Annotated in this window: 21 protein-coding genes; 11 read left to right on the top strand and 10 right to left on the bottom strand. The window is 75.1% G+C overall.

From position 1 onward, the window contains the following. The 4 genes from ACSNN9_RS14255 to ACSNN9_RS14270 form a co-directional block, all read right to left on the bottom strand. Positions 1 to 1176, bottom strand: a 1176-nt coding sequence (locus tag ACSNN9_RS14255; RefSeq protein ID WP_436673529.1) for an MFS transporter, incomplete at its 3' end; no start/stop codon positions are given. Between the two features lie 65 nt (positions 1177 to 1241). Then, entirely contained in the window at positions 1242 to 1823 is a 582-nt protein-coding gene (locus tag ACSNN9_RS14260) for an isochorismatase family protein (protein WP_436673530.1), read from the bottom strand. 12 nt (positions 1824 to 1835) lie between these two features. After that, complete coding sequence (locus ACSNN9_RS14265; RefSeq protein ID WP_436673532.1) at positions 1836 to 3122, bottom strand: nicotinate phosphoribosyltransferase; 1287 nt, start codon at positions 3120 to 3122, stop codon at positions 1836 to 1838. A 16-nt stretch (positions 3123 to 3138) separates the two neighbouring features. After that, on the bottom strand, positions 3139 to 5814 hold the full coding sequence (locus tag ACSNN9_RS14270) for a LuxR C-terminal-related transcriptional regulator (RefSeq protein WP_436673533.1): 2676 nt from the start codon (positions 5812 to 5814) through the stop codon (positions 3139 to 3141). A gap of 202 nt (positions 5815 to 6016) precedes the next feature. Here ACSNN9_RS14270 and ACSNN9_RS14275 point away from each other — a divergent pair, with 202 nt between their 5' ends. From ACSNN9_RS14275 to ACSNN9_RS14320, 10 genes are all read left to right on the top strand, one after another. Continuing rightward, entirely contained in the window at positions 6017 to 7558 is a 1542-nt protein-coding gene (locus ACSNN9_RS14275; RefSeq protein WP_436673534.1) for a hypothetical protein, read from the top strand. A gap of 145 nt (positions 7559 to 7703) precedes the next feature. After that, positions 7704 to 7994 carry an ATP-dependent Clp protease adapter ClpS gene (clpS, locus tag ACSNN9_RS14280; protein ID WP_089001780.1) on the top strand — a complete coding sequence of 97 codons (291 nt, stop codon included), beginning with the start codon at positions 7704 to 7706 and terminating at the stop codon, positions 7992 to 7994. Between the two features lie 2 nt (positions 7995 to 7996). Further along, a complete protein-coding gene (locus ACSNN9_RS14285; RefSeq protein ID WP_357868318.1) occupies positions 7997 to 8491 on the top strand; it encodes a DUF2017 domain-containing protein in 495 nt (164 codons plus the stop codon). 53 nt (positions 8492 to 8544) lie between these two features. Beyond that, positions 8545 to 9033 carry a M67 family metallopeptidase gene (locus ACSNN9_RS14290; protein WP_357868187.1) on the top strand — a complete coding sequence of 163 codons (489 nt, stop codon included), beginning with the start codon at positions 8545 to 8547 and terminating at the stop codon, positions 9031 to 9033. Positions 9034 to 9106: 73 nt separating this feature from the next. Beyond that, positions 9107 to 9460, top strand: a complete 354-nt coding sequence (locus tag ACSNN9_RS14295) for a MoaD family protein (protein WP_436673537.1) — start codon at positions 9107 to 9109, stop codon at positions 9458 to 9460. Between the two features lie 14 nt (positions 9461 to 9474). After that, positions 9475 to 10440, top strand: a complete 966-nt coding sequence (locus ACSNN9_RS14300; RefSeq protein WP_436673539.1) for a PLP-dependent cysteine synthase family protein — start codon at positions 9475 to 9477, stop codon at positions 10438 to 10440. Positions 10441 to 10736: 296 nt separating this feature from the next. Beyond that, the gene (locus tag ACSNN9_RS14305; protein WP_357868179.1) at positions 10737 to 11483 is read left to right on the top strand and encodes an MBL fold metallo-hydrolase; all 747 of its coding nucleotides are present in this window, start codon (positions 10737 to 10739) and stop codon (positions 11481 to 11483) included. 65 nt (positions 11484 to 11548) lie between these two features. Continuing rightward, positions 11549 to 12280 (top strand): ribonuclease PH, encoded by a 732-nt coding sequence (gene rph, locus ACSNN9_RS14310; RefSeq protein ID WP_358087072.1) that lies wholly within the window; start codon positions 11549 to 11551, stop codon positions 12278 to 12280. A gap of 52 nt (positions 12281 to 12332) precedes the next feature. Beyond that, a complete protein-coding gene (rdgB, locus tag ACSNN9_RS14315) occupies positions 12333 to 12950 on the top strand; it encodes an RdgB/HAM1 family non-canonical purine NTP pyrophosphatase (RefSeq protein ID WP_436673541.1) in 618 nt (205 codons plus the stop codon). 13 nt (positions 12951 to 12963) lie between these two features. Beyond that, positions 12964 to 13887: an AEC family transporter gene (locus ACSNN9_RS14320; RefSeq protein WP_436673543.1), complete on the top strand. Its 924-nt coding sequence runs from the start codon at positions 12964 to 12966 to the stop codon at positions 13885 to 13887. A 79-nt stretch (positions 13888 to 13966) separates the two neighbouring features. Here ACSNN9_RS14320 and hutH read toward each other — a convergent pair whose 3' ends face one another. The 6 genes from hutH to ACSNN9_RS14350 form a co-directional block, all read right to left on the bottom strand. Further along, a complete protein-coding gene (gene hutH / locus ACSNN9_RS14325) occupies positions 13967 to 15502 on the bottom strand; it encodes a histidine ammonia-lyase (RefSeq protein ID WP_436673545.1) in 1536 nt (511 codons plus the stop codon). Next, positions 15499 to 16686 carry an imidazolonepropionase gene (gene hutI, locus ACSNN9_RS14330; protein WP_436673547.1) on the bottom strand — a complete coding sequence of 396 codons (1188 nt, stop codon included), beginning with the start codon at positions 16684 to 16686 and terminating at the stop codon, positions 15499 to 15501. The genes hutH and hutI overlap by 4 nt, the downstream gene beginning before the upstream one ends. Beyond that, positions 16683 to 18041, bottom strand: coding sequence for a formimidoylglutamate deiminase (locus ACSNN9_RS14335; RefSeq protein WP_436673549.1), 1359 nt, complete (start codon positions 18039 to 18041; stop codon positions 16683 to 16685). The genes hutI and ACSNN9_RS14335 overlap by 4 nt, the downstream gene beginning before the upstream one ends. A gap of 292 nt (positions 18042 to 18333) precedes the next feature. Next, complete coding sequence (locus ACSNN9_RS14340; RefSeq protein ID WP_436673550.1) at positions 18334 to 19533, bottom strand: allantoate amidohydrolase; 1200 nt, start codon at positions 19531 to 19533, stop codon at positions 18334 to 18336. Further along, positions 19530 to 21188 carry a urocanate hydratase gene (hutU, locus tag ACSNN9_RS14345; protein ID WP_436673551.1) on the bottom strand — a complete coding sequence of 553 codons (1659 nt, stop codon included), beginning with the start codon at positions 21186 to 21188 and terminating at the stop codon, positions 19530 to 19532. Before hutU ends, ACSNN9_RS14340 begins: the two co-directional genes overlap by 4 nt. Before the next feature lie 17 nt (positions 21189 to 21205). Then, positions 21206 to 22057: a MurR/RpiR family transcriptional regulator gene (locus ACSNN9_RS14350; RefSeq protein WP_436673553.1), complete on the bottom strand. Its 852-nt coding sequence runs from the start codon at positions 22055 to 22057 to the stop codon at positions 21206 to 21208. Positions 22058 to 22314: 257 nt separating this feature from the next. Here ACSNN9_RS14350 and ACSNN9_RS14355 point away from each other — a divergent pair, with 257 nt between their 5' ends. After that, on the top strand, positions 22315 to 24162 hold the full coding sequence (locus ACSNN9_RS14355; protein ID WP_436673555.1) for a trypsin-like peptidase domain-containing protein: 1848 nt from the start codon (positions 22315 to 22317) through the stop codon (positions 24160 to 24162). Positions 24163 to 24184 lie beyond the last annotated feature (22 nt).

Consider the following 24184-nt stretch of genomic DNA (forward strand, 5'->3'; position numbering starts at 1 on the left):
CCCGAACTCGTCCCGACCCCCGTCGCCTGACCCGCCGCCCGGGGCCAGCGCCACCAGCGCGCCGACCGCCCCGGTGACCGCGAAGCCCCAGGCCGGCGCGGAGGCGTCGATGACGGCGCCCGCGAGGGGAGCGCCGACCGCGATGCCGACCGTGACCGCCGAGCCGTGCAGGCCCATCGCCTCGCCGCGTACGGAGGCGGGGACCAGCCGGCTGACCGCGTCCGAGGTGGCCGCGATGGTCGGCGCGCAGAGCGCCCCGGCGGGGATCAGCGCCAGGCAGAGCAGCCACCAGTGCGCCCCGCCCAGCCCGACCGGGATGGTGCAGAGGCTGAGCGCGGCCATCAGGGCCAGCGGCGAGAAGGAGCGGGTGACCGCCCCGTACGCGAAGCCGCCGACCAGCGAGGCGACCGCCCAGACGGCCAGGACGGCGCCCGTCCACCCGACGTCGCCGCTCTCCCGCAGCACGGCGACCACGGCCACGTCGGTGCCGCCGAGCACCAGCGTGCCGGCGGCGCTGACCGCCAGCACGGCGAGCAGGCGCGGGGTGAGCCACGACCGGCGGGGCACCCTCGGCTGCGGCCCGGTGGGCTCGCCGCCGCCCCGGGTGGGCGGGTCGAGCACCCAGAACGCGACGCCGGCGGCGACGATGCCGGCACCGACCAGGTAGAGCGTGGTCCGCGCGGAGATCGCGGTGACCGCCGCCACGGCCAGCGCGGGACCGACCATGAACGACAGCTCCACCGACATGGAGTCCAGCGCGTACGCGGGGCGGCGCCGCTCCGGCGGCACCAGCGCGGCGATGGACTGCCGGATCACCGAGAAGATCGGCAGGGCGAGCGAGCCGGCCAGGAACGCGGCGGGCAGCAGCACCTCGTACGGCAGCATCGGCGCGGTGGACCAGAAGACGGCCTCGGCGACGCCGGTCAGCACGAGCACCGGCCGCAGGCCGCGCCGGTCGACCAGGCGGCCGAGCAGCGGGCCGCCGATCGCGGCTCCCACGGTGATCGCCGCGCCGACGAGCCCGGCCGCGCCGTAACCGCGCCCGAGGTCGAGCACGACGTAGAACGTCAGGGTCACCCCGGTGGCGGTGAGCGGGACGCGGGCGAGCACCGACACCAGCAGCAGCGACCGGAGACCGGGCAGGGCGAGCGCCTCCCGGTAAGGCTTCATGTTCATGTCGGTGCGTACCTCCGCCCGACATCCTCGGCCGGAGGCACGACACCCGCCAACGAATTACCGCCTCATGCGGCCCTGATCACAGGCTTGCCGCGCAGGGTGACCCCGGCGCCCTCCAGGGCGCGCAGCGCCACGTCGGTGGTGCCCGGGGCGACCCCGGCGGTCAGGTCCAGCAGCACCGTCGTGGCGAAGCCCTCGCGGGCGGCGTCCAGGGCGGTCGCCCGTACGCAGTGGTCGGTGGCGATCCCGACGACGTCGACCCGGTCCACCCCGTGCCGGCGCAGCCAGTCGGCCAGGCACTCGCCGTCGTCGGCGTGCCCCTCGAAGCCGGAGTACGCGGCCGCGTGCTCGCCCTTGTGGAAGATCGCCTCGATCCGGTCGGTGGCCAGGTCGGGGTGGAACTCCGAGCCCGGGGTGCCCACCACGCAGTGCCGCGGCCAGGAGTCCACGAAGTCCGGCGGGTCGCCGAAGTGGGCGCCCGGGTCGACGTGGTAGTCCTTCGTCGCGACGACGTGGTCCCAACGGTCCGGCTCGGCGGCGAGCAGCCGGGTGACCCCGGCCGCCACGCCGGCCCCGCCGCCCACGGCCAGCGAGCCGCCCTCGCAGAAGTCGTTCTGCACGTCCACGACGATCAGCGCGTTGCTCACCTGGTGCTCCTTTCAGTCGGCCGGGACGACCGTGACCGGGATGGCCGGGTCGCCGGCGGAGAGCTTCAGCCCCTCCCAGGGGATGGAGATCAGGCACTGCCGCAGGTGCTCCCGCGACTCGTCCAGGCTCGGCCGCTCGACCGGCTCGCCGCCGGCCAGGAACGTGTGCTGGAGCAGCCGGTCGTTGGGCCGCGGGTCGGGCACGCCCTGCGGCACCACGATCTCCTCGGTGGCGGTGCCGGTCGGCTTGTGCCGGCGTACGGCGACCTTCCGGCCGCCGATGGTGGCCTTGTGCTCGGAGCGCTTGACCACCGGGCGGCCCTCGACCTCGACGAGCTTGTAGACCAGCCCGGCGGTGGGGGCGCCGGAGCCGGTGACCACGGCGGTGCCCGCGCCGTACATGTCGACCGGCTCGGCGGCCAGCGAGGCGATGGCGTGCTCGTCGAGGTCGCCGGAGACGATGATCTTGGTTTCGGTGGCGCCCAGCGAGTCGAGCAGCTCGCGGGACTGCTGGGCGATCACCGCCAGGTCGCCCGAGTCGATCCGCACCGCCCGCAGGTCCGGCCCGGCCACCGCGATGGCGTTGCGGATGCCCTGGCTGATGTCGTACGTGTCGACCAGCAGCGTGGTGTCCTTGCCCAGCGTGGCGACCTGCGAGGCGAACGCGGCCCGCTCGTCGGTGTGCAGCAGGGTGAACGCGTGCGCGGCCGTGCCGGCGGTCGGGATGCCGTAGCGCCGCCCGGCGGCGAGGTTCGAGGTGAACCGGAACCCGGCCAGGTACGCGGCCCGCGCCGCGGCCACCGCCGCCTCCTCGTGGGCGCGCCGGGAGCCCATCTCGATCAGGGCCCGCCCGCGGGCCGCGGTGACCATCCGCGCGGCGGCGGCCGCGACGGCGCTGTCGTGGTTGAGCACCGAGAGCACGAGCGTCTCCAGCACCACGCACTCGGCGAAGCCGCCCGAGACGGTGAGGATCGGCGAGTTGGGGAAGAACAGCTCGCCCTCGGCGTAGCCCTCGACGTCGCCGGTGAAGCGGTAGTCGCGCAGCCAGGCGGCGGCCTGCTCCTCGACCACCCCGGTGCGCCGCAGGAAGTCGATCTCGTCGGCGTCGAAACGGAAGTCGCGGATCAGCTCGATCAGCCGGCCGGTGCCGGCGACCACGCCGTAGCGGCGACCGGTGGGCAGCCGGCGGCTGAACACCTCGAAGACGCAGCGGCGGTCGGCGGTGCCGTCGCGCAGGGCGGCACTGACCATGGTCAGCTCGTAGTGGTCGGTCAGCAGCGCGGGGCGAAGGGTGCTCACCGCCCCAGCCTAGGGTTCACCCGTTCTCGCCGCCGTCGTGGCCCGGGATCGCCTGTAGGGCGGCCCGCAGCTCCGCCCGGCCGGCGACCCCGAGCTTGCCGTAGATCCGCTGGAGGTGGTTCTCGACGGTGCGGGCGGAGAGGTAGAGCCGCTCGGCGATGGCCCGGCTGGTGACGCCGTCGGCGGCGAGCCGGGCCACCTGCCACTCGCGTTCGCTCAGCGCCGGGGAGCCCGCCTGCAACGCCGGAGTGCGGATCAGGTCGCAGCGGCCGAGCAGGGCGGCGAGGCGCTCCCGGGCCGCGGCCGCCGCCGGGGACCGCTGCCGGCGCAGCCGGTCCAGGGCGGTGGCGGTGGCCTCCGCCGCGTAGACGGCCAGGTCCAGCGCGTCGAAGCCGTCGGCGACCGCCAGCAGCTCGTCGGCGGAGCCGCCCGCGGCGGCCCGGGCGTGCCGGGCGAGCAGCGGCGGCAGCACCCCGTCGACGCGTTCGGAAAGCTCGGCGAGCCGCTGCGCGACGGTGCGCCGGCTGCCGTCGGAGCAGGTCGGGCCGAGCGGCGCGGTCGCCTGGTCCAGCCGGACCAGGTCGTGCAGCACGTGCACCTCGTGGCCGGCGAAGCCGTCCGCGCGCAGCCGGTCGGCCAGCCCGGTCAGGTGCTTGACGGCGCCGGACACGTCGCCGCCGGCGGCGAGCACCGCGCCCCGGGCCTGCTCCAGCCACGGGTACAGCACGACCATGCCGGGGGCGTGGGTGCGGTCGGCCTCCGCCATCGCCTCCGCCGCCTGCGCGGCGTCGCCCCGCAGCGCCGCCGCCTGGGCCCGTTCTGCCTGGGCCAGTCCCGCGTAGACTCGGCTGGTGGCGAGCACCGCGCAGGCGCCGAGGCTGGTCCGCAGCGCCGCGTCGCTCTGGCCGCGCAGCCGGGCCGCGTACGCCTGGAGGATGGCCAGGTAGCCGGTGCCGAGCCGGAAGTCCCCGGCGCCGGCCAGGTCGGCGAACTCGTCGGCCACGATCGCGTCGATGCCGGCCAGGTCGCCCGCGAGCGCCAGCCGGGTGCCGCGGGCCAGCTCCAGGGCCAGTTGCAGGTACGGCATGTCCGCCCGCCACCGGCCCGCCTCGGCCTGCACCTGGTGGATCGCGGTGGCGCTGCGGTGCAGTTGCCCCTGCGCCGCCTGCAGGTGGGCGATCGTGCTGCGGGCCAGCTCCCGGGCGGCGACGCTCGCGGCCGGCCGGTCCAGCACCGTCTGCCCGAGCCGCAACGCGATGCCGGTGTCCAGCCGGTGCAGCCGCATGATGCCCTCGAAGGCCAGCACCCTCGCCTGGTCGGCGGAATCCCGCAGGGTCGACCCGCGGGCCGCGATCTCCTCCACCGTGGACTGCCGGCTCAGGCCCCAGTAGCTGACCATGCCCCGCACCGTCAGCCAGCGGCTCAGCCGCCGCTCGCCCTCGATGTCGGCGGCGACCGCGTCGAGCACCTCGATCGCCTCGTCCGGCCGGTCGGCGAACATCAGGATGGTGGCCAGCAGCTCCGCCGCGTCGAAGCCGCCGCCCGCGTCGAGCGCCGCGCGGGCCAGCCGGGTCGCCAGCGGTACGTCGTAGCGGGCGAACGCCTGCCCGGCCGCGTCGAGCAGCAGGGCCGGGTCCTGCGCGGTGCCCGAGTCGAGCCGCCAGACGGCCACCCGGAGCAGGTCGTCGCGGCGTCGCTTGCCGACCAGCTCCAGCAACTCGGCGAGGCGGGCCTGCAACCGCCGCGTCCGGCTCACGGGGCAGCGGCGGCGCATCACCTCGCCGTAGAGCGGGTGGGCCAGCCGCACGTTCGCCCGCCGGTCGTCGTGTTCCACGGCGATCAGCCCGCGCTCCTCGGCGGTCTCCACGTCCACCGGGTCGGCGGCCTGGTTGAGCAGGTGCAGGCCGAGCGGTTCGCCGAAGGCGACCAGCTCCACCACCCCGCGTACGCCCGAGGTGAGCTGGCCGATCCGGATGTCGATCAGGTCGGTCAGGTTGGGGGCCAGCTCCAGCCGGCCGGTCCACTTCCAGATCCCGTACGTGCGGGTCAGCTCCCCGCGGTCGGCGGCGAACACCAGCTCCCGCAGCAGCAGCGGGTTGCCCTCGGAGAGCCGGCCGAGCCGGTCGGCGGAGGTGGCGTCGACCGGTCCGTTCAGGATCTCGGAGAGCAGGCGCGTGGTCTCGGCCGGCGGCAGCGGCTTCAGCTCGACGTGGTCGACCAGACCGTCGGTCCACAGGGCCCGGATCGGCAGCGGGAGCTGCTCGCCGTCGCGCGACGTGCCGATGACCGTGGCGTTGTCGGCCCTGGCGACCAGGTGCACCAGCGCCGCCGAGGGCGGGTCGAGCAGGTGCGCATCGTCGACCGCGAGCACGATCCGGCGGCCGGCCGCCTGCTGTTGCAGCACGTCCACCGCCCAGCGCAGGATGCCGGCGGGGGAGAGGCCCTGCGGCTGCTCGGTCGGGAGCACCTGGACGAGACCGCCGAAGGGGAGCGCGGCGGTGGTGGCGCTGGCCGCGATCGACCAGACGGCGTACCCGTCGCGGGGGAGGGCCGCCACTCCCTCGCGCAGCAGCCGGCTCTTGCCGATGCCCGCGTTGCCGCTGAAGAAGAGGCCCCGCCCCTCCGCGCTGGTCACCGCCGACAGCAGACGGTTGAGCTCATCCGTTCGGCCGACGAAACCCCACCGACTCATCGGGGCAGCATATCGACCGGAATCCGTCCGCGTGCACATCGTCACGCACCGAAGTTGAGTAGTCTCGTAGTTACCCCTGAGTATTCGAAGTGTTCGGTTCGGGGCCCCGACCGCCCGTACTCTTCCGGCATTCGGGGGTGCGACCCGGATGATTCCACGCGGCCGGCCGCTGCCGGTCGCCTGCCACGGGAGGCCGCTTTCGATGAAGCCCGGCCCTCTCCCCGCCGTCGAGGTGCCCGACGGCACGGCCGCCGCCGCGGAGCTGCCCCGCCGGGGGCGGCTGCCCGTCAGGCTGGGGGTGACCGAGCCCCGCCCGGAGGAGCCGCTGGCCGTGCTCGGCGTCGGTCCGGCCGGAGCGGGGCGCTCCGAGGTGCTCGCCCGCCTGCTCCAGCTCGATCCCGCCATGCTCGCCGTGCCCGCCGGCAGTTGGCTCGTGGTGGGCCACTCCCGGGTGCCGACGCGGGCCGCCTACGTGCCCGGTTACCGCCAGCCCCACTCCTACGGCGCCGACCGGCTGGCCGCCGGGCCGGCGCTCGCGCGCCCGCCGCGCCGGGTCGAGCTGAGCCTGCCCGAGCCCCTGCTGCGCCACTTCAGCCTCGTCGACACGCCGGACACCGACGCCCTCGGCGTGGCCGGCGGCCAGCTGCTGCTCGACGCCGCCGGCCGGGCCGGGGCGGTGCTCTTCGTGATCGCCGCCGACCAGGCCTTCACCGCCGTCGAGCTCCACCTGCTCGCCGACCTGGCCCGCGCCGGCGTCGAGGTCGTCTTCGCGGTCACCCCCGGCGCGGGCGGCTGGGCCCCGGTGCCGGAGGGCGCGCCGACGACGGAGGGCACGGGAGCGTCCGTCGGGTCGCCCTCCGCACCGGTGGACCCGGTCGCGGTCACCGTCGAGGCGCACCGGGCGGCCCTGCTGGCCGCCGTGCCCGCGCTCGCCGACGCCCGCTGGTTCCCGCTCGACGCCGCGGGTGACGGGGCGGACCTGCGCCGGGCCCTGGTCGGCTGGGCCGCCGACGAGGGGCTGCGGCGGGCGAGCGCCGAGCCGCCGGTGCTGCCCGGGTCGCAGGGCCGGGTGCCGGTGCTGGCCGACCCGGGCGACTGGTCGGAGCAGCTCGACCGGCAGGCCCGCTCCTCCGCCCGGCGCATCCGCCAACACCTCGCCCTGGAGTTGGCGAACATCCACCTCCGGGTGGTGCAGGAGATCGTCTTCGGGGTCGGCTGCGCCGGCCTGCCGCAGCTGCTCGACCGGGAGATGGAGGCGCTGTCGCTGCTGGCCACCGCGCAGTGCGACGAGGCGGTGCGCGGGCTCTTCGAGGAGGCCGCCGGCCGGGTCTTCGGCACGCCGCTGCCGGTGGGCGTCCGCCGGCGCCTCCACGCCCCGGTGCGCTGGGGCCTGACGGACCACCGGGGCGAGCACGAACTGGACCGCGTGCTGCTGGTCACCAGCACCGGCGGCGTGGCGGGGCTGACCGGCACCGGCGCGACCGACGCGCTGGCGAGCTACCCGGGCGTCGAGCGCGTGGAGGTGCTCCCGCCGGTGGCCGTGGCCCTCTCGGGCGGCTGCTGGCAGCACTGGCGCAGCCCCGGCAACCACGACCCCAACGCCGCCCGGGCCTGGGCGCAGCGCGCGCTGCGCGAGGTCGAACTGGAGCTGTCCCGGGAGGTGTCCCGGCGGTTCGAGGTGGTCCGCCTCTCGCTGGACGGGGTGCTCTCCGATGCTGTCGACCACGGCATCCTGCTCGCCTGAGGGCGGTCGGGCCGCTCGCGGCGTCGGCCCCGCGCCGCGGTCGCTCGGTGCCGCGGACGCCCCTGACCAGCCCGGACGCGGCGATCCGCGCCGGGCCGGCGTTCCGGTTCCTCGGTTCGCCGAATCCGGTGGCACGATGGGGGGCATGGCCGCTCCACAGGTTGCACCTGTCGAGACGCCGGACACCGACGAGGTGCCGGCGTCCGACCGACCGTGGGTCACGATCGTGTGGGACGACCCGGTCAACCTCATGACGTACGTGACCTGGGTCTTTCAGAAGCTCTTCGGCTACAGCCGGGAGAAGGCGGAACAGCTCATGCTCGACGTGCACCACAAGGGCCGCGCCGTGGTCTCCAGCGGCGCCCGGGAACGGATGGAGCACGACGCGTCGCAGTTGCACGCGTACGGGCTGTGGGCGACGGTGGACCGGTCGTGAGCATGTTCCGTCGCCAGGGCGACCGCTACGTCGCCACCTTCGCCGTCGACGAGGTGCGGGTGCTGCGGAAGGTGGCCTCCGAGGTGGTCGGGCTGCTCACCGACGGCTTCGACCACACCGACCCGGTGGTGGGCCGGCTCTTCCCCGAGGTCTACCCGGAGGACCCGTCCGGCACGGCCGAGTTCCGCCGCTACACCGAGGGCGACCTCAAGACCGCCAAGATCGACCAGGCCGGCGCGATCCTCGCCTCGCTGCCCGACGAGGCCGGCGGCGAGGTGCGTCTCGACGCGGAGGCGGCCGAGGCGTGGCTGCGGGCGCTCAACGACGCCCGGCTGGCGATGGGCGTCCGGCTGGAGATCAAGGACGGCACCGACCTCGGCGAGGAGCTCGACGACGCGGTCGCCGAGGATCCGACCTCCAGCCGGGTGTTCCAACTGTCGGTCTACGCGTACCTCGGCTATCTCCAGGAATCCCTGCTCAACGCCTTGATCGACTAGGCGTGACCGCCGACACCTTAAGGTCGCGGCAGGTACGCGTTAGGCTGGAGCACGTGCTGAGCATCGACCGGTCGATCGTCGACGCGATCGTCGCCCACGCCCGTCGGGACCACCCCGACGAGGCGTGCGGCGTGGTCGCCGGCCCCGCCGGCAGCGACACCCCCACCCGGCACATCCCGATGGACAACGCGGCCCGTTCCATGACGTTCTACGAGTTCGACTCGATGGAGCAGTTGCGGGTGTGGCGTGAGATGGACGACCGGGACGAGGAGCCCGTCGTCATCTACCACTCGCACACCGCCACGGAGGCCTACCCGTCCCGCACGGACATCTCCTTCGCCGGGGAGCCCGGCGCGCACTACCTGCTGGTCTCCACCCGCGACCCCGGCACGGAGGAGATCCGCTCCTTCCGGATCGTCGACGGCGTGGTGACCGAGGAGCCGGTCCGGATCGTGGACGCGGGGGTGGACCCGCACGCCGTGCAGTCCTACATGTTCGGGCAGAGCCCGGCGACGGTCGACTACGAGTGTTCCGGCCGCTGATCCAGCGCCGCCACACCCGTCCACGTCCCGTCACCTTCCGGCACGCCCGACCATCATCGAGGAGCACGACATCATGGCCATCGAGGTTCGCATCCCCACCATCCTGCGCAGCTACACCGGCGGCGCGAAGGTCGTCGAGGGCGCCGGCGACACGCTGGGCGACCTGCTCGCCGACCTGGACTCCCGGCACGCCGGCCTGAGGGCCCGGCTGGTCACCGACGCCGGCGCGCTGCACCGCTTCGTCAACGTCTACGTCAACGACGAGGACGTCCGCTTCCTCGGCGCGCTGGACGCCAAGCTCAACGACGGCGACAGCGTGACCATCCTGCCGGCCGTCGCCGGTGGCGCGTTCGGCTTCGCCGCGGCCGCCGCGATCGCCCAGCACGGCGCCGCCGTCGCCGCGCGGCCGGCCGCCGCCGTCCGCTGACGGCGGCGGTCGCCATGGCGCGGTACGACAGCCTCCTCGACGCCTGCGGGGGGACGCCCCTGGTGGGGCTGCCCCGGCTCTCCCCGACGGTGCCGGACGGGTCGCCGTCGGTGCGGCTCTGGGCGAAGCTGGAGGACCGGAACCCGACCGGCAGCATCAAGGACCGGGCGGCCCTGTTCATGGTCCGGGCGGCCGAGGAGTCCGGCCGGCTCCGACCGGGCGACACCATCCTCGAGCCGACCAGCGGCAACACCGGCATCTCGCTGGCCATGGTGGCCAAACTGCGCGGCTACCGGCTGGTCTGCGTGATGCCGGAGAACGTCTCGACCGAGCGGGTGCAGCTGCTCCGGATGTACGGCGCGGAGATCATCTTCTCGCCGGCGGCGGGCGGCTCCAACCAGGCGGTGGCCACCGCCAAGCAGATCTCGGCCGAGCACCCCGACTGGGTCATGCTCTTCCAGTACGGCAACGAGGCGAACGCCCGGGCGCACTACGAGACCACCGGCCCGGAGCTGCTGCACGACCTGCCCACGATCACGCACTTCGTGGCGGGTCTCGGCACCACCGGGACGCTGATGGGCACCGGGCGCTACCTGCGGGAGAAGGTCGACGGCATCCAGGTCGTCGCGGCCGAGCCGCGCTACGGCGAGCTGGTCTACGGGCTGCGCAACATCGACGAGGGGTACGTCCCCGAGCTCTACGACGCGTCGGTGCTGTCCCGGCGCTTCTCCGTCGGCACCCGGGACGCGGTGCTGCGGACCCGGCAGCTCGTCGAGGTGGAGGGCATCTTCGCCGGGTTCTCCACGGGCGCGATCCTGCACGCCGCCCTGGCGGTGGCGCACGAGGCGGTCCGCGCCGGCCAGCGGGCCGACGTGGCCTTCGTGGTCGCCGACGGCGGCTGGAAGTACCTCTCCACCGGGGCCTACGGCGGCACCCTCGCCGACGCGGAGGAAGCCCTGGAGGGCCAGCTCTGGGCGTGACGCCGAGCGGCCGGGCCACCGACCCGCGTCGGTGGCCCGGCCGCGCGTCACCGCCCTCCGGTCGCGGCCGATCCGTTCACCCAGCGCTACCGGCGGACGCCGTCTCGTCACGGTCGCCGGGTGGGCGGCGCGGCGGGGCCCGGGCGGGTGTCACGTTGATGACAACTTCCAGTGGATGACTCTTGTCGCCGCGCGGGCGCGCGTAGGCTGCCCTGCGTGGCGTACGCGTCGGTAGAGATCATCCACAGCGGGACCGTCGGCGCGGAAACTACGCATCGTGATAGTGAGACAACTCGATGCGACTGACCGTCCTGGGCTGCGCGGGCAGTTTCCCCGGTCCCGAGTCCCCCTGCTCGGCCTACCTCGTCGAGGCGGACGGCTTCCGGCTGCTGGTCGACTTCGGCTCCGGGTCGCTGTCCAACCTCCAGCGCTACGCGGGGCTGCACGCCCCGGACGCCATCATCCTGACCCACCTGCACTGCGACCACATCCTCGACGCCGCCTCGTACGTGGTGGTGCGCCGCTACGCCCCCGACGGGCCCTACCCGTCGCTGCCGGTCTACGCGCCCTCCGGCGCGCCGGACCGGCTGGCCGCCGCGTACGGGCAGGAGGACAGCACGGTCGAGGACGTCTACCAGTTCTACGCCCTCGAACCCGGCACCTTCCCGATCGGCCCCTTCGCGGTCACCGTCGACCGGGTGAACCATCCCGTCGAGACGTACGGCGTCCGGCTGGAGCACGACGGCCGGGTGCTCTGCTACTCCTCGGACACCGCGCCCTGCGACGCGCTGCTGCGGCTGGCCCAGGACGCCGACACGTTCCTCTGCGAGGCGAGCTATCTCGACGGCGTGGAGAACCCGCCGGACCTGCACCTGACCGGCCGGGAGGCCGGCGAGGCGGCGACCAAGGCGGGGGTGGGCCGGCTGCTGCTCACCCACCTGGTGGCAGCCTGGGGCAGCGAGGCGCACACCGTGGAGTCGGCCGGCGCCGCCTACGACGGGCCGCTCGAGGTGGTCCGGCCCGGCGCCAGCTACGAGATCTGACCGGCCGGCGCCCGGGGCGGGGCACCCCGGGGCGAACCGATCGCGGCACCGCATAGGGTGCAGGGATGGCACGACCTGACGGGCGGCGACCCGACGAACTCCGACCTGTGACGTTGACCAGGGGCTGGAGCACTCATCCCGAGGGCTCGGTGCTCGTGGAGTTCGGCGGCACCCGGGTGCTCTGCACCGCCAGCGTGACCGAGGGCGTGCCCCGCTGGCGCAAGGGCTCCGGGCTCGGCTGGGTCACCGCCGAGTACGCGATGCTGCCGCGGGCCACCAACACCCGCTCCGACCGGGAGAGCGTGAAGGGCCGCGTCGGCGGCCGTACGCACGAGATCTCCCGGCTGATCGGCCGGAGCCTGCGGGCGTCCATCGACCTGAAGGCCCTCGGCGAGAACTCGATCGTGCTCGACTGTGACGTGCTCCAGGCCGACGGCGGCACCCGCACCGCCGCGATCACCGGCGCGTACGTGGCGCTGCACGACGCGGTGACCTGGCTGGCCGGGCGCAAGTCGCTGGTCGGCAAGCCGGAGAAGGTGATGCACCGCTCCGTCGCCGCGATCAGCGTCGGGATCATCGACGGCGAGCCGCGGCTGGACCTCGACTACACCGAGGACGTGGCCGCCGAGGTCGACATGAACGTGGTGTGCACCGGCGCCGGCGAGTTCGTCGAGGTGCAGGGCACCGGGGAGGCGGGCGTGTTCGCCCGCGAGCAGCTCGACGCCCTGCTCGACCTGGCCGTCGCCGGCTGCGTGGAACTGGCCGAAGCCCAGCGGAAGGCGCTCTCCCTCCCGTGAGTGCGAGGAGTGAGCCTGCGAGCCCCGCAGTCGCGAACAAAGGTGGATTCTGATGAACAAGGTGCTGCTCGCCACCCGTAACCGCAAGAAGCTCGTCGAGCTCCAGCGGATCCTCGACGGCGCGCTCGGCGCGCACCGCGTCGCCCTGATCGGGCTGGACGACGTCGAGGAATACCCGGAGCTGCCCGAGAGCGGCCTGACCTTCGGCGAGAACGCGCTGATCAAGGCGCGGGAGGGCTGCCGGCGCACCGGCCTGCCGACGATCGCCGACGACTCCGGGCTCGCCGTCGAGGCGCTCAACGGCATGCCGGGGGTGTTCAGCGCCCGCTGGGCCGGCCGGCACGGCAACGACCAGGCCAACCTGCGGCTGGTGCTGGACCAGATCGCGGACCTCCCCGACGAGCACCGGGGCGCGTCGTTCGTCTGCACGGTGGCCCTGGTGCTGCCCGGCGGCAAGGAGCACCTGGTCGACGGCAGGCAGACCGGCCGCCTGCTCCGGGTGCCGCGCGGCGACGGCGGGTTCGGCTACGACCCGATCTTCCTCGGCGACGGGCAGGACCGCACCAACGCCGAGCTGACGCCGCAGGAGAAGGACGCGGTCAGCCACCGGGGCAAGGCGCTGCGGGAGCTGGCCAAGCTCGTCGCCAAGGTGCTGCCGCCCGCGAGCTGACGGTCCCGCCCCGGTGGGAGGGGTGCTGACGGGCTTCGCCGTCATCGTCACCGTCATCGCCGCCGGCTACGCGCTCGGCCGCGGCGGGGTGCTGGGGCCGGAGGCCGCCACGGTCCTCTCCCGCGTCGCGTTCTTCGTGGCGACCCCGGCGCTGCTGTTCGAGACGGTGTCGCGGGCCGACGTGCCCGCGGTCGTCTCGTCCTCCCTCGTCGTGACGGTGGTCAGCACCACCGCCGTGGCGTCGGTGTTCGTCGCCGTTGCGAGCCTCTGCTGGCGCCGCTCCGTCGCGGAGGCGACGATCGGCGCCCTGGCCTCGTCGTACGTCAACGCGGCGAACATCGGCATCCCGGTCGCGGTCTACGTCCTCGGGGACGCCTCGTTCGTCGCGCCCGTCCTGATGTTCCAGCTGGTCGTCATGACGCCGGTCGCGTTCGCCTTCCTGGAGGCGGCCACGGCGCGCAGGAGACCGTCGCTCGGCACGGTGCTGCTCCAGCCGCTCACCAACCCGGTCACCATCGCGTGCGCGTTGGGCGTCGCGGCCAGCCTGACCGGCTGGCTGCCGCCGGAGCCGGTCCTGCGGCCGATCGCACTGGTCGCGGCGATGGCGGTCCCCGCCACGCTGATCGCGTACGGCGTCTCCCTGCACGGCGCGCCGCGGCCCGGCTCCGGCGACACCGGACGGGACGTCCGGCTCGCGGTCGTCCTCAAGACGGTGGTCCAGCCCGCCGTCGCCTACCTCGTCGCGCGCTTCGCGATGGGGCTGCCGGCCGGCCTCGTGCTGGCCTGCACGGTCACCGCCGCCCTGCCGACGGCGCAGAACGTCTTCGTGTACGCCATCCGCTACGGCCGGGGCACGGTCCTGGCGCGCGACTCGGTCCTGCTGTCGACGGTGGCCGCCGTGCCCGTGCTGGTCGGCGTGGCGGTGCTGGCGGGCTGAGACCGCCGCGGGCGACGCGATTCGGCCGCCCGCGCGGCATCCCGGGCCACCGCGCCGCAACGGTGGCCCGGGGTGGCCGTCAGCCGAGGGGGCCGATCTCGCGCTCGATGGCGGCGCGCAGGTCGGGCCCGGCCAGCACGGCCCGGGCGGCCTCCATCAGCGGGGCCAGGAAGACGTCCGGCCCGGGTTCCCCGGCGACCCCGCCGAGCGCCGCGACGGCCGCCCGGCCGGCCGGGGACGGGTCGAGCGGGGCGCGCAGCTGGAGCCCGCGTACCCCGGCGAGCAGCTCGACGGCGAGGATGCTGGTCAGGTTGTCCAGCACGGCGCGCAGCTTCTTGGCCGCCGCCCAGCCCATCGAGACGTGGTCCTCCTGCATCCCGCTGGTGGGCAGCGAGTCCACCGACGCGGGCGCGGCGAGCCGGCGGTTCTCCGCGACGATCCCGGCCGCCGTGTACTGGGCGATCATCAGCCCGGAGTTGACCCCGGCGTCGGGGGAGAGGAACGCCGGCAGCTCCCGGGACCGGGTGACGTCGAGCAGCCGGTCGACCCGGCGCTCGGCGATCGCGCCGACCTCGGCGGCGGCGATGGCCAGGAAGTCCGCGGCGAAACCGAGCGGCGCGCCGTGGAAGTTCCCGGTCGACTCGACGCGGCCGTCGGGCAGCACCACCGGGTTGTCCACCACCGAGACCAGCTCCCGGCCGGCCACCGTGCGGACGAAGTCGAGCGTGTCCCGGGCCGCCCCGGCGACCTGCGGCGCGCACCGCATCGAGTACGCGTCCTGCACCGCGTGCGCGAGGTCGTCGCGGTGCGAGTCCATCACCCGGGAGTCCTGGAGCAGCCGGTGGATGTTCGCCGCCGAGGCCGACTGCCCCGGGTGCGGCCGGATGGCGTGCAGCTCCGGCAGGAACGGCCGCTCCGAGCCGAGCATCGCCTCGATGGCGAGGGCGGCGGTGACGTCGGCCATCGTGAACAGGTGCGCGGCGTCGTGGATCGCCAGCAGCAGCATGCCGAGCATGCCGTCGGTGCCGTTGATCAGCGCCAGCCCCTCCTTGGCGGCCAGCTCGACCGGCGTCAGCCCGGCCCGGCGCAGCGCGTCGGCCGCGGGCAGCCGCTCGCCGGCCGGGCCGAGCACCCAGCCCTCGCCGAGCAGCACCAGCGCGCAGTGCGCCAGCGGCGCCAGGTCGCCGGAGGCGCCCAGCGAGCCGTGCTCCGGCACCCACGGCGTCACGTCGTGGTTGAGCAGGTCGACCAGCGCCTCGGCGACCAGGGGCCGGACCCCGGAGCGGCCGAGCGCCAGCGAGCGGACCCGCAGCAGCATCATGGCCCGGACCACCTCGCGCGGCATCGGCGCGCCCACCCCGGCGGCGTGCGAGCGGATCAGCGCGTGCTGGAGCTCGGCCCGCCGCTCGGGCGCGACGAAGGTGTTCGCCAGCGCGCCGAAGCCGGTGGAGACGCCGTAGACCGGCCGGCCGGCGGCTTCGATGCCGTCGACGATGGACCGGCTGACGGTCATGGCGTCCACGGTGGCCGGGTCGAGGACGACCTTGGCGGTGCCGCGCGCCACGGCGAGCACGTCGGCGGGGGAGACCCCGGTGGGCAGAATGGTCACGGTCATTGAGGGACTCCGTTGCGCAGGACCTGGCGGATCAGTGGCACACCCGGCCGGTAGGCCAGGTGCAGGTGGGACGGGGCGTCGAGGACCATCAGGTCGGCCCGGGCCCCGGGCCGGATGACCCCGACGTCGTCGCGGCGCAGCGCCCGCGCGCCGCCGGCGGTCGCGGCCCAGACCGCCTCCGCCGGGGTCATCCGCATCTCGCGTACGGCGAGCGCGACGCAGAACGGCATCGACGAGGTGTACGACGAACCGGGGTTGCAGTCGGTCGCCAGCGCCACGGTGACGCCGGCGTCGAGCAGCCGGCGGGCGTCCGGGTAGGGCGAGCGGGTGGAGAACTCGGCGCCGGGCAGCAGGGTCGCCACGGTGGTGGTGTGCCCGCCGTCGACGCGGGTCGAGGCCAGCGCGTCGACGTCGGCGTCGGTCAGGTGGGTGCAGTGGTCGACGCTCGCCGCGCCCAGCTCGACGCCGAGCTGGACGCCCGGCCCCGGGCCGAGCTGGTTGGCGTGCAGCCGCACGCCCAGCCCGACGGCCTGGCCGCAGGCGAGGATGGCGCGGGCGTGGTCGACGTCGAACGCGCCCCGCTCGCAGAAGACGTCGATCCAGCGCGCGTGCGGCGCGGCGGCGGCCAGCATCGGCCCGCAGACCAGCCCCACGTAGTCGTCGGGGCGGTCGGCGTACTCGGCGGGGACCACGTGGGCGCCGAGGAAGGTGGTCTCGTCGCTGACCTCGGCGGCGATCGCCAGCGAGCGGGCCTCGTCGGCGACGGTGAGGCCGTACCCGCTCTTGATCTCCATGGTGGTGGTGCCCTGCCGCAGCGCCTCGCCGCGCAGCCGACGCACGGTGGCCCGCAGCTCGTCGTCGGTGGCCGCCCGGGTCGCGCCGACCGTGGTCCGGATGCCGCCGCCGGTGTACGGCTGCCCGGCCATCCGGGCGGCGAACTCGGCGGCCCGGTCCCCGGCGAAGACCAGGTGGGCGTGGCTGTCCACGAAGCCGGGGAGCACGGCGGCGCCCCCGGCGTCCAGGCGCCGGTCGGCGGGCGGCGCGTCGCGGGCCGGCCCGATCCAGGCCACCCGCCCCTCCTCGACCAGGAGGGCGGCGTCGCGCCGGATGCCCAGCGGCCCGCCCTCGCCGCCGCCGTCGTTGGTCACCAGCTCGCCGATGTCGTCGACCAGCAGACTGCTCACGAGGTCACCTCCCCGATCGCCACGGCCAGCTCGGCCGGCACGTCGACCGTCAGGTGCCGGCCGTCGCGCACCACCGGCCGGCCGTCCACCACGACGTGCGTGACGTCGGGCGCGCCGGCCGCGAACCACACCCCCACCGGCGGTACGCCGGCCGTGCGCGGGCTGTCCAGCCGTACGGTCACCAGGTCGGCCCGCGCCCCGACGGCGATCCGCCCGGCGTCGCGCCAGCCCAGCGCGGCGTGGCCGCCCACGGTGGCCGCGTCGCGCAGCTCGGCGGGGCTGAAGTGGCCGCGTCGGCGGGTGCGCAGCCGCTCGTCCAGTTCCACCGCGCGGGCCTCCTCGAAGAGGTCGATCACGGCGTGGCTGTCGCTGCCCAGGCTGAGCGGCAGGCCGACGTCGGCCATCCGCCGGGCCGGGCCGATCCCGTCGGCCAGGTCCCGCTCGGTGGTCGGGCAGAGGCAGACGCCCGTGCCGGCGTCCCCGAGCAGGGTGAGGTCGCCGCCGGTCAGGTGGGTGGCGTGCACGGCCGTGGTGTTCGGGCCGAGCGCCCCCCGGTCGGCGAGCAGCCGGGCCGGGGTGCAGCCGTGCGTGGCCCGGCAGGCGTCGTTCTCGGCGGGCTGCTCGGAGAGGTGCACGTGCAGGGGCGCGCCCCGCCGGTCCGCCCAGCCGGCCACGGTGGCGAGCTGCCCCGCCGGCACCGCGCGCACCGAGTGGATCGCCGCGCCGACCCGGGCGTGGTCGCCGGCGGGCCGGAACGCGTCGGCCCGTTCCGCCCAGCGCAGCGCGTCGCCGTCGCCGAAGCGCCGCTGCGGTCCGGCGAGCGGCTCCCCGTCGACGGTGGCGGTCAGGTAGCAGGTGTCCAACAGGGTGATCCGGATCCCGGCGTGCGCGGCGGCCTCGACCAGTGCCGCGCCCATCGCGTTCGGGTCGGCGTACGGGGTGCCGTCCGGGTCGTGGTGCAGGTAGTGGAACTCGCCGACGCAGGTGATCCCGGCCAGCGCCATCTCGGCGTAGACGGCGCGGGCCAGGGCCAGGTACGAGTCCGGGTCGAGCCGCTGCGCCACCGCGTACATCCGGTCGCGCCAGGTCCAGAAGTCGCCGCGCCCGCCGTGGGTGCGCCCGCGCAGCGCCCGGTGGAACGCGTGCGAGTGGGCGTTGGCGAGCCCGGGCAGGGTCAGCCCGGGCAGCCGGACGGCGTCGGCGAGCACCTCGACGCCAGCGGCTGGCCTGCCCCCGGCCGTCAGCGGGGTCACCCCCGTGATCCGGCCGTCGGCCGTCTCGATCAGCACGTCGGCGGTCGGTTCGACGTGGTCGGGCAGCCAGGCGTACTCGGCCAGCCAGCGGGTCGCGGTCATCTCGTTCGCCCCCTGTCGAGCTGCCCCGTGCATGGGACCAGCGAAGCCGACTGCCCTGGCGAGCGCCGCGCGCCACGGTGGCCCCGCCCCGTCGGCGGCGCCACCGTGCCCAACGAAGCAACCCGTCCCGGTCGCCGCCCCGTTTGTGCGGGCAGTTCGACAGCGCTTGCGGGGTGGGCCGGATGGGACGGCTGCCCCATCGGCGTGAGTAGCTCGACAGGGCCCGCCGGACGGGTCGGGCCGGGGCCGCGTCCGGCGACCGAGGCAGACGTGCGAGCGGACGGCCGGCCGGTCAGCGGCATGTCAGTTCCTCCAGCACCCGGGCCAGGGCGGTGACCCCGGCGGCGCAGTCGGCGTCGGTCGCCGACTCGGCGGGGGAGTGCGAGACCCCGGTCGGGTTGCGGACGAAGAGCATCGCGGTGGGCACGTGCGCGGCGAGCACCCCGGCGTCGTGCCCGGCCCCGGTGGGCAGCACCGGGGCGTCGAGCAGGGTCGCGAGCCGGCCCGCCAGGCCGCCGTCGAAGGCGACCAGCGGGGTGGCCGACTCCTCGGTCAGCGCCACCTCCGTACCGTCGCGGCGGGCCCGTTCGGCGGCCTTCGCGCGCACCGCGTCGACCAGCCCGTCCAGGGTCTCCGGCTCGGCGGCCCGGGCGTCCAGCCAGCCGGTCACCTTCGACGGGATCGCGTTGGTGGCGTTCGGCTCCACCGCCACCCGGCCGACGGTGGCGTGGGCGCCGCGCAGCCGCGCCTCCTTGTTGGCCGCCAGCACCGTGAAGGCGTACGTCAGCATGGGGTCGCGGCGGTCGGCCATCCGGGTCGTACCGGCGTGGTTGCCCTCGCCGGTGAACTCGAAGCGCCAGCGGCCGTGCGGCCAGATGGCGCTGGCCACCCCGACCGGCGCGCCGGCGTCGACCATCGCGCGGCCCTGCTCGACGTGCAGCTCGACGAAGGCCGCGAAGCGGCCGAGCAGCTCGGGCCGGGCGCCCGCCGGCCGGCCGCCCAGCGCCTCGGCGAAGCTCACTCCGGCGGCGTCGCGCAGCCCGGCCGCGCGCTCCACCGCGATCTCCCCGGCGAGCAGCCGCGACCCCAGGCACGGTACGCCGAACCGCGCGCCCTCCTCCTCGACGAACGCGCCGACCACGACGGGGCGGGCCGGCGCGACACCGGCCGCGCGCAGCTCGTCGACGGCGAGGAACGCGCTGACGATGCCGAGCGGCCCGTCGTACGCCCCGCCGTGCGGCACCGAGTCGAAGTGGCTGCCCGTCAGCACCGCGTCGCCGGCCGCCGGGTCGCCCCACCGGGCGAACAGGTTGCCGTTGCCGTCGTCGGTGACCGGCATGCCCCGGCGGTCGGCCTGCTCACGGAACCACTCCCGCAGCCGCAGTTCCGGCTCGGTCAGCGCGTACCGCAGGTAGCCGCCGCTGCCCTCGTCCCGCCCGATAGGCGCGATCTCGTCCCACAGCGCCCGGAACCGGCCGGCCAGGTCCGTCACGGGTTTCCCACCTCCGCCATCGGCACCCGCACTCCAGTGGCCTCCGCGACCTCGCGGGCGGCGTCGTAGCCGGCGTCGACGTGCCGGATGACGCCCATCGCCGGGTCGTTGGTGAGCACCCGCTCGATCTTCTGCCCGGCCAGGGCGGTGCCGTCGGCCACGCAGACCTGCCCGGCGTGGATGGACCGGCCGATGCCGACCCCGCCGCCGTGGTGGATCGACACCCAGGACGCCCCGCTGGCGGTGTTGACCAGCGCGTTGAGCAGCGGCCAGTCGGCCACGGCGTCGGAGCCGTCGGCCATCGACTCGGTCTCCCGGTAGGGGCTGGCCACGCTGCCGCAGTCCAGGTGGTCCCGGCCGATCACCACGGGCGCGGAGAGCTCGCCGGAGGCGACCATCTCGTTGAACCGCACCCCCGCCCTGTCGCGCTCGCCGTAGCCGAGCCAGCAGATCCGCGCCGGCAGGCCCTGGAAGGCGACCCGCTCGCCGGCCATCCGGATCCACCGGGCCAGCGACTCGTTCTCCGGGAACAGGTCCAGGATCGCCCGGTCGGTGGCGGCGATGTCGGCCGGGTCGCCGGAGAGCGCCGCCCACCGGAACGGGCCCTTGCCCTCGCAGAACAACGGCCGGATGTACGCGGGCACGAAGCCGGGGAAGTCGAAGGCCCGCTCGAACCCGCCGAGCTTCGCCTCGCCCCGGATCGAGTTGCCGTAGTCGAAGACCTCCGCGCCGGCGTCGAGGAACCCGACCATCGCCTCGACGTGCTTCGCCATCGACGCCCGCGCCCGGTCGGTGAACTCGACCGGCTTCGCCGTCGCGTAGTCCCGGGCGTCGGCCAGCTCCACCCCCTCCGGCAGGTACGACAGCGGGTCGTGCGCGCTGGTCTGGTCGGTGACGACGTCGATGTCGACGCCCCGGCGCAGCAGCTCCGGGAAGACCGTGGCCGCGTTGCCGACCACGCCGACGCTCAGCGCCCGCCGGTCCCGCTTCGCGGCCAGCACCCGCCGTACGGCGTCGTCGAGGGAGTCGGCGACCTCGTCGAGGTAGCGGTCGTGCACCCGCCGGTCCAGCCGGCTGCGGTCCACGTCGACGACCAGGCAGACGCCGCCGTTCATGGTGACCGCGAGGGGCTGCGCCCCGCCCATGCCGCCGCAGCCGGCGGTCAGCGTCAGCGTCCCCGCGAGGGTGCCGTCGAACCTCTTCGCGGCGACGGCGGCGAACGTCTCGTAGGTGCCCTGGAGGATGCCCTGGGTGCCGATGTAGATCCACGAGCCGGCGGTCATCTGCCCGTACATGGTCAGGCCGAGCTGTTCGAGGCGGCGGAACTCCGGCCAGGTGGCCCAGTCGCCCACCAGGTTGGAGTTGGCCAGCAGCACCCGGGGGGCCCACTCGTGGGTGCGCATGACGCCCACCGGCCGGCCGGACTGCACCAGCATGGTCTCGTCGTCGCGCAGGTCGGTCAGCGTGCGGACCAGCGCGTGGTACGACGGCCAGTCCCGCGCCGCCTTCCCCGTGCCGCCGTAGACCACCAGGTCCTCGGGGCGCTCGGCGACCTCCGGGTCGAGGTTGTTCATCAGCATCCGCAGCGCGGCCTCCTGGGGCCACCCTCGGGCGGTGCGTTCGGTGCCGCGTGCGGCGCGGACGGGCTGGGTCATCTCGGTTCTCCTCCGGGTCATCCGAGGAACAACTGTCGGCGGGCGGCGGAGGCCTCGAAGGCCTCCAGCCGACGCTGGGTGTCGGTCGGGGCGGCGTCGCAGATGGCCTGGAGCAGGACCATGGCCAGGGTCATCGGCGCGGTGTGCAGGTCGAAGACGAGTTGCGCGCCGACCGCGGCGGGCAGCACCACGTCGGCGTGCTCGGTGGCCGGGCTGACCGGCGAGTCGGTGATGGCCACCACGGTGAGGCCGGCGGCCCGGGCCTCGCGCAGCGCGTCCAGGGTCTCCCGGGGATAGCGGGGCAGGACGAAGGCGAGCAGGGCGCCCGCCCCGGCCTCGGCGGCCTGTTCGAGGCGGTCGGTGAGCAGGCTGCCGCCGTCGTCGAGCACCCGCACGTCGGGGTGCACCTTGGCGGCGAAGTAGGCGAAGTAGGCGGCCAGCGGGGCGGCGGCGCGCAGGCCGAGCACCGGCAGGGGGCGGCTGGCGGCCAGCAGCCTGCCGGTCTCGGCGATCCGGTCCCGGTCGGCGAGCTGCCCGGCGAGGCGGTCGAGGTTGCCGATCTCGGCGCGTACCGCCTGCTGGAGCTCGTTGCCGGCGGCGGTGGCGTCGCCGGGGGCGCCGGCGGTCAGCTCGCGGAGCCGGCGGCGCAGCGCGGGGTAGCCGTCGTGGCCGAGCGCGACCGCGAACCGGGTGACCGACGGCTGGCTGACCCCGGCCAGCTCGGCGACCTCGGCCGCCGACAGGTACGCCGCGGCCGGCGCGTGCTGTACGAGGCAGTGCGCGATGCGGCGCTGCGTGGGGGTGAGCCGGACCCCCTGGAACAGGTCCAGCACCCGCTCGGTGGGCGCCACGACAGTTCCCTCATTCATGCCGTGACTGTATGCATGAAAACTTTCACAAAGCAACCGGCCGTCGCGCGGGTTCCCCGGAGCCGCCCGTTCCGCTGAGTGTCGGGCCAGCGACCGGCAGGGGGAGAGCTGGTCCTGCCTCGGTACTATCCCCACGGCGGTTGAGCGGAGGAGTGCACATGCAGCCGGAAGGCCCCTACAGGTTCACCCACACGTTGGGCGGATCTTCGGTCGGAAAGGCCTGGGCTGCCATCGACGGACAGGGCCGCCTCGTCACCGTGGCCGTCCTCGACGCCGCCGTCGCCGCGGCCCCCGGGTGGCGGGAGGCGTTCGCGGGGATCGCCAACTCCCTCGCGCAGGCGCAGGGGCCGAACGCGCTGCCCTACACGTACGCGGACTTCTCCGCCACCTCGCCCTGGGTGGCGTACTCCTCCGAGGTGGGCCCGGGGGCCGAGAAGCTCTTCCGGGCGCTCGGCGTCGAGTACGAGCCCGCGCCGGCCGCCACGCCCCCCGTCTCGGCCCCTCCCCAGCAGGTCTCGGGAATCCCGCACTCGGTCTCCGGGGTGCCGCACCCGGTGTCCGGGCTGCCGCACGTGCCGTGGGCGATGCACACCAGCCCGGTCTCCGCCCAGCCGGCGTCGGCGACCCCGTACCCCGTCTCGGCCGCGCCCGCCTCGCCCGCCGGGGCCGAGGCCCCGGCGGCGCCGGTGGCCGGCGAGACGGTCCAGATGCCGGTCGTGCAGCCCCGTCCGCCCGCCGAGTCGCCGCCGAACGACCCGTTCGCCGCACCGGTCCGCCGGATCCAGTCCTCCGGCCCGCCACCGCGCCGCACGGGGCGTTGGATCGCCGTCGCCGCGCTGCTGCTGGTGGCGGCCCTGGGTGGCGGGGTCGGCGCCTGGGCGGTCACGGCCGGCGGCCCGGGCGAGCCGACGGCCACGCCGACGGCCACCTCCACCGCCTTCCCGACCGCCACCCCGGTCAACCCGGGCCTCAAGCCCTGGGCGCAGGCGGCCCTGTACAGCCCCGAGGAGCGGGCGCTGGCGACGGCGGCGCCCGCCATGGTCTTCGTGGAGGTCATCTTCACCGGCTACGTCCGGAACAAGGAGAACGACACCCTGCTGCGGGAGGCGCCCGTCACGTTCAGCCGGCGGTGCAGCGGGTTCGTGGTCAACCACGACGGACACGTCCTCACCAACGGTCAGTGCGTGCAGCCGACCGAGGACATCGTGCTCGCCGGCGCCCTCTCCGCCCTGGCCAACGTCCTCGTCAGCGAGAAGGAGCTCGCCGCGAAGGACGTCCCCGCCTACACCCGGGCCAGGATGAGGACGACCCGCTTCACCGGCACGGAGGCCGCGACGGCCCCCGAGGCCAAGCTCTTCGGGCAGTTGAACGCCGCCAAGGGGGACGTCACGGACAGCCCGGCGATCCCCGGCACCGTCGTCCGGGCGCTCGCGCTCGAGGAGGGGAACCTCGCGCTGGTCAAGCTCGCCCAGCAGAACCTGCCCGCCGCCGAGCTGAACCCCGCCGCCACCGTCAGCCCGGAGACCCCGCTGCTGATCCTGGGCTACGGCACCAACGACGCCAGCTTCCGGTCCGCCACCTACACGGTGCTGTCCAAGCCCGTGCGGGTGACCGGGGTGGACGCCCAGTCGTCGGTCGGCGCGTACCGCATCAGCGAGGACGTCGGCCTCTACTCCCGGGGCGGGATCGCGATCGACCCGCAGGGCCGCGTGGTCGGGCTGCTCGACAACGACATCCTCCGGCCCGACAAGGCCAACCGCGTGGTCGTGCCGGTGTCCACGATGACCGGCCTGCTCGGCGCGGCGGGGGTGCAGAACAGCCTCGGTGAACCCGACCAGCTCTACCGCTCCGGCCTGGAGGCGTACTTCGCCGGCGACGAGTCCACCGCGATCTCCCGCTTCGACGGGGTGACGGAGAAGTCCCCGGTCAACCTGCTGGCCCAGGCGTACCGTCAGGCGGCCGTCGACAGCGGTGGCGGCGAGGGCGGCTCGCCGGACCGGCCGGGCTGGGCGGTGCCGCTGCTCGTCGCCTCCGGCGTCGTGCTCGTGATCGGGCTCGTGGCGCTGTTCGCGATGTTGTTCGGCCGGCGGGGGAGCCGGGCGTAGGGCCGGTCCCGGCGCGCATCCG

The organism is Micromonospora sp. URMC 107, from assembly GCF_051386315.1.
Lineage (GTDB): Bacteria > Actinomycetota > Actinomycetes > Mycobacteriales > Micromonosporaceae > Micromonospora.

What these genes read in the sequence shown, in the direction of transcription:
- ACSNN9_RS14270 (WP_436673533.1), bottom strand. Translation starts at nt 5,814, where the DNA reads ATGAGTCGGTGGGGTTTCGTCGGCCGAACGGATGAGCTCAACCGTCTG.
- ACSNN9_RS14275 (WP_436673534.1), top strand. Translation starts at nt 6,017, where the DNA reads ATGAAGCCCGGCCCTCTCCCCGCCGTCGAGGTGCCCGACGGCACGGCC.
- clpS (WP_089001780.1), top strand. Translation starts at nt 7,704, where the DNA reads ATGGCCGCTCCACAGGTTGCACCTGTCGAGACGCCGGACACCGACGAG.
- ACSNN9_RS14285 (WP_357868318.1), top strand. Translation starts at nt 7,997, where the DNA reads ATGTTCCGTCGCCAGGGCGACCGCTACGTCGCCACCTTCGCCGTCGAC.
- ACSNN9_RS14295 (WP_436673537.1), top strand. Translation starts at nt 9,107, where the DNA reads ATGGCCATCGAGGTTCGCATCCCCACCATCCTGCGCAGCTACACCGGC.
- ACSNN9_RS14300 (WP_436673539.1), top strand. Translation starts at nt 9,475, where the DNA reads ATGGCGCGGTACGACAGCCTCCTCGACGCCTGCGGGGGGACGCCCCTG.
- ACSNN9_RS14305 (WP_357868179.1), top strand. Translation starts at nt 10,737, where the DNA reads ATGCGACTGACCGTCCTGGGCTGCGCGGGCAGTTTCCCCGGTCCCGAG.
- rph (WP_358087072.1), top strand. Translation starts at nt 11,549, where the DNA reads ATGGCACGACCTGACGGGCGGCGACCCGACGAACTCCGACCTGTGACG.
- rdgB (WP_436673541.1), top strand. Translation starts at nt 12,333, where the DNA reads ATGAACAAGGTGCTGCTCGCCACCCGTAACCGCAAGAAGCTCGTCGAG.
- hutH (WP_436673545.1), bottom strand. Translation starts at nt 15,502, where the DNA reads ATGACCGTGACCATTCTGCCCACCGGGGTCTCCCCCGCCGACGTGCTC.
- ACSNN9_RS14335 (WP_436673549.1), bottom strand. Translation starts at nt 18,041, where the DNA reads ATGACCGCGACCCGCTGGCTGGCCGAGTACGCCTGGCTGCCCGACCAC.
- hutU (WP_436673551.1), bottom strand. Translation starts at nt 21,188, where the DNA reads ATGACCCAGCCCGTCCGCGCCGCACGCGGCACCGAACGCACCGCCCGA.
- ACSNN9_RS14350 (WP_436673553.1), bottom strand. Translation starts at nt 22,057, where the DNA reads ATGAATGAGGGAACTGTCGTGGCGCCCACCGAGCGGGTGCTGGACCTG.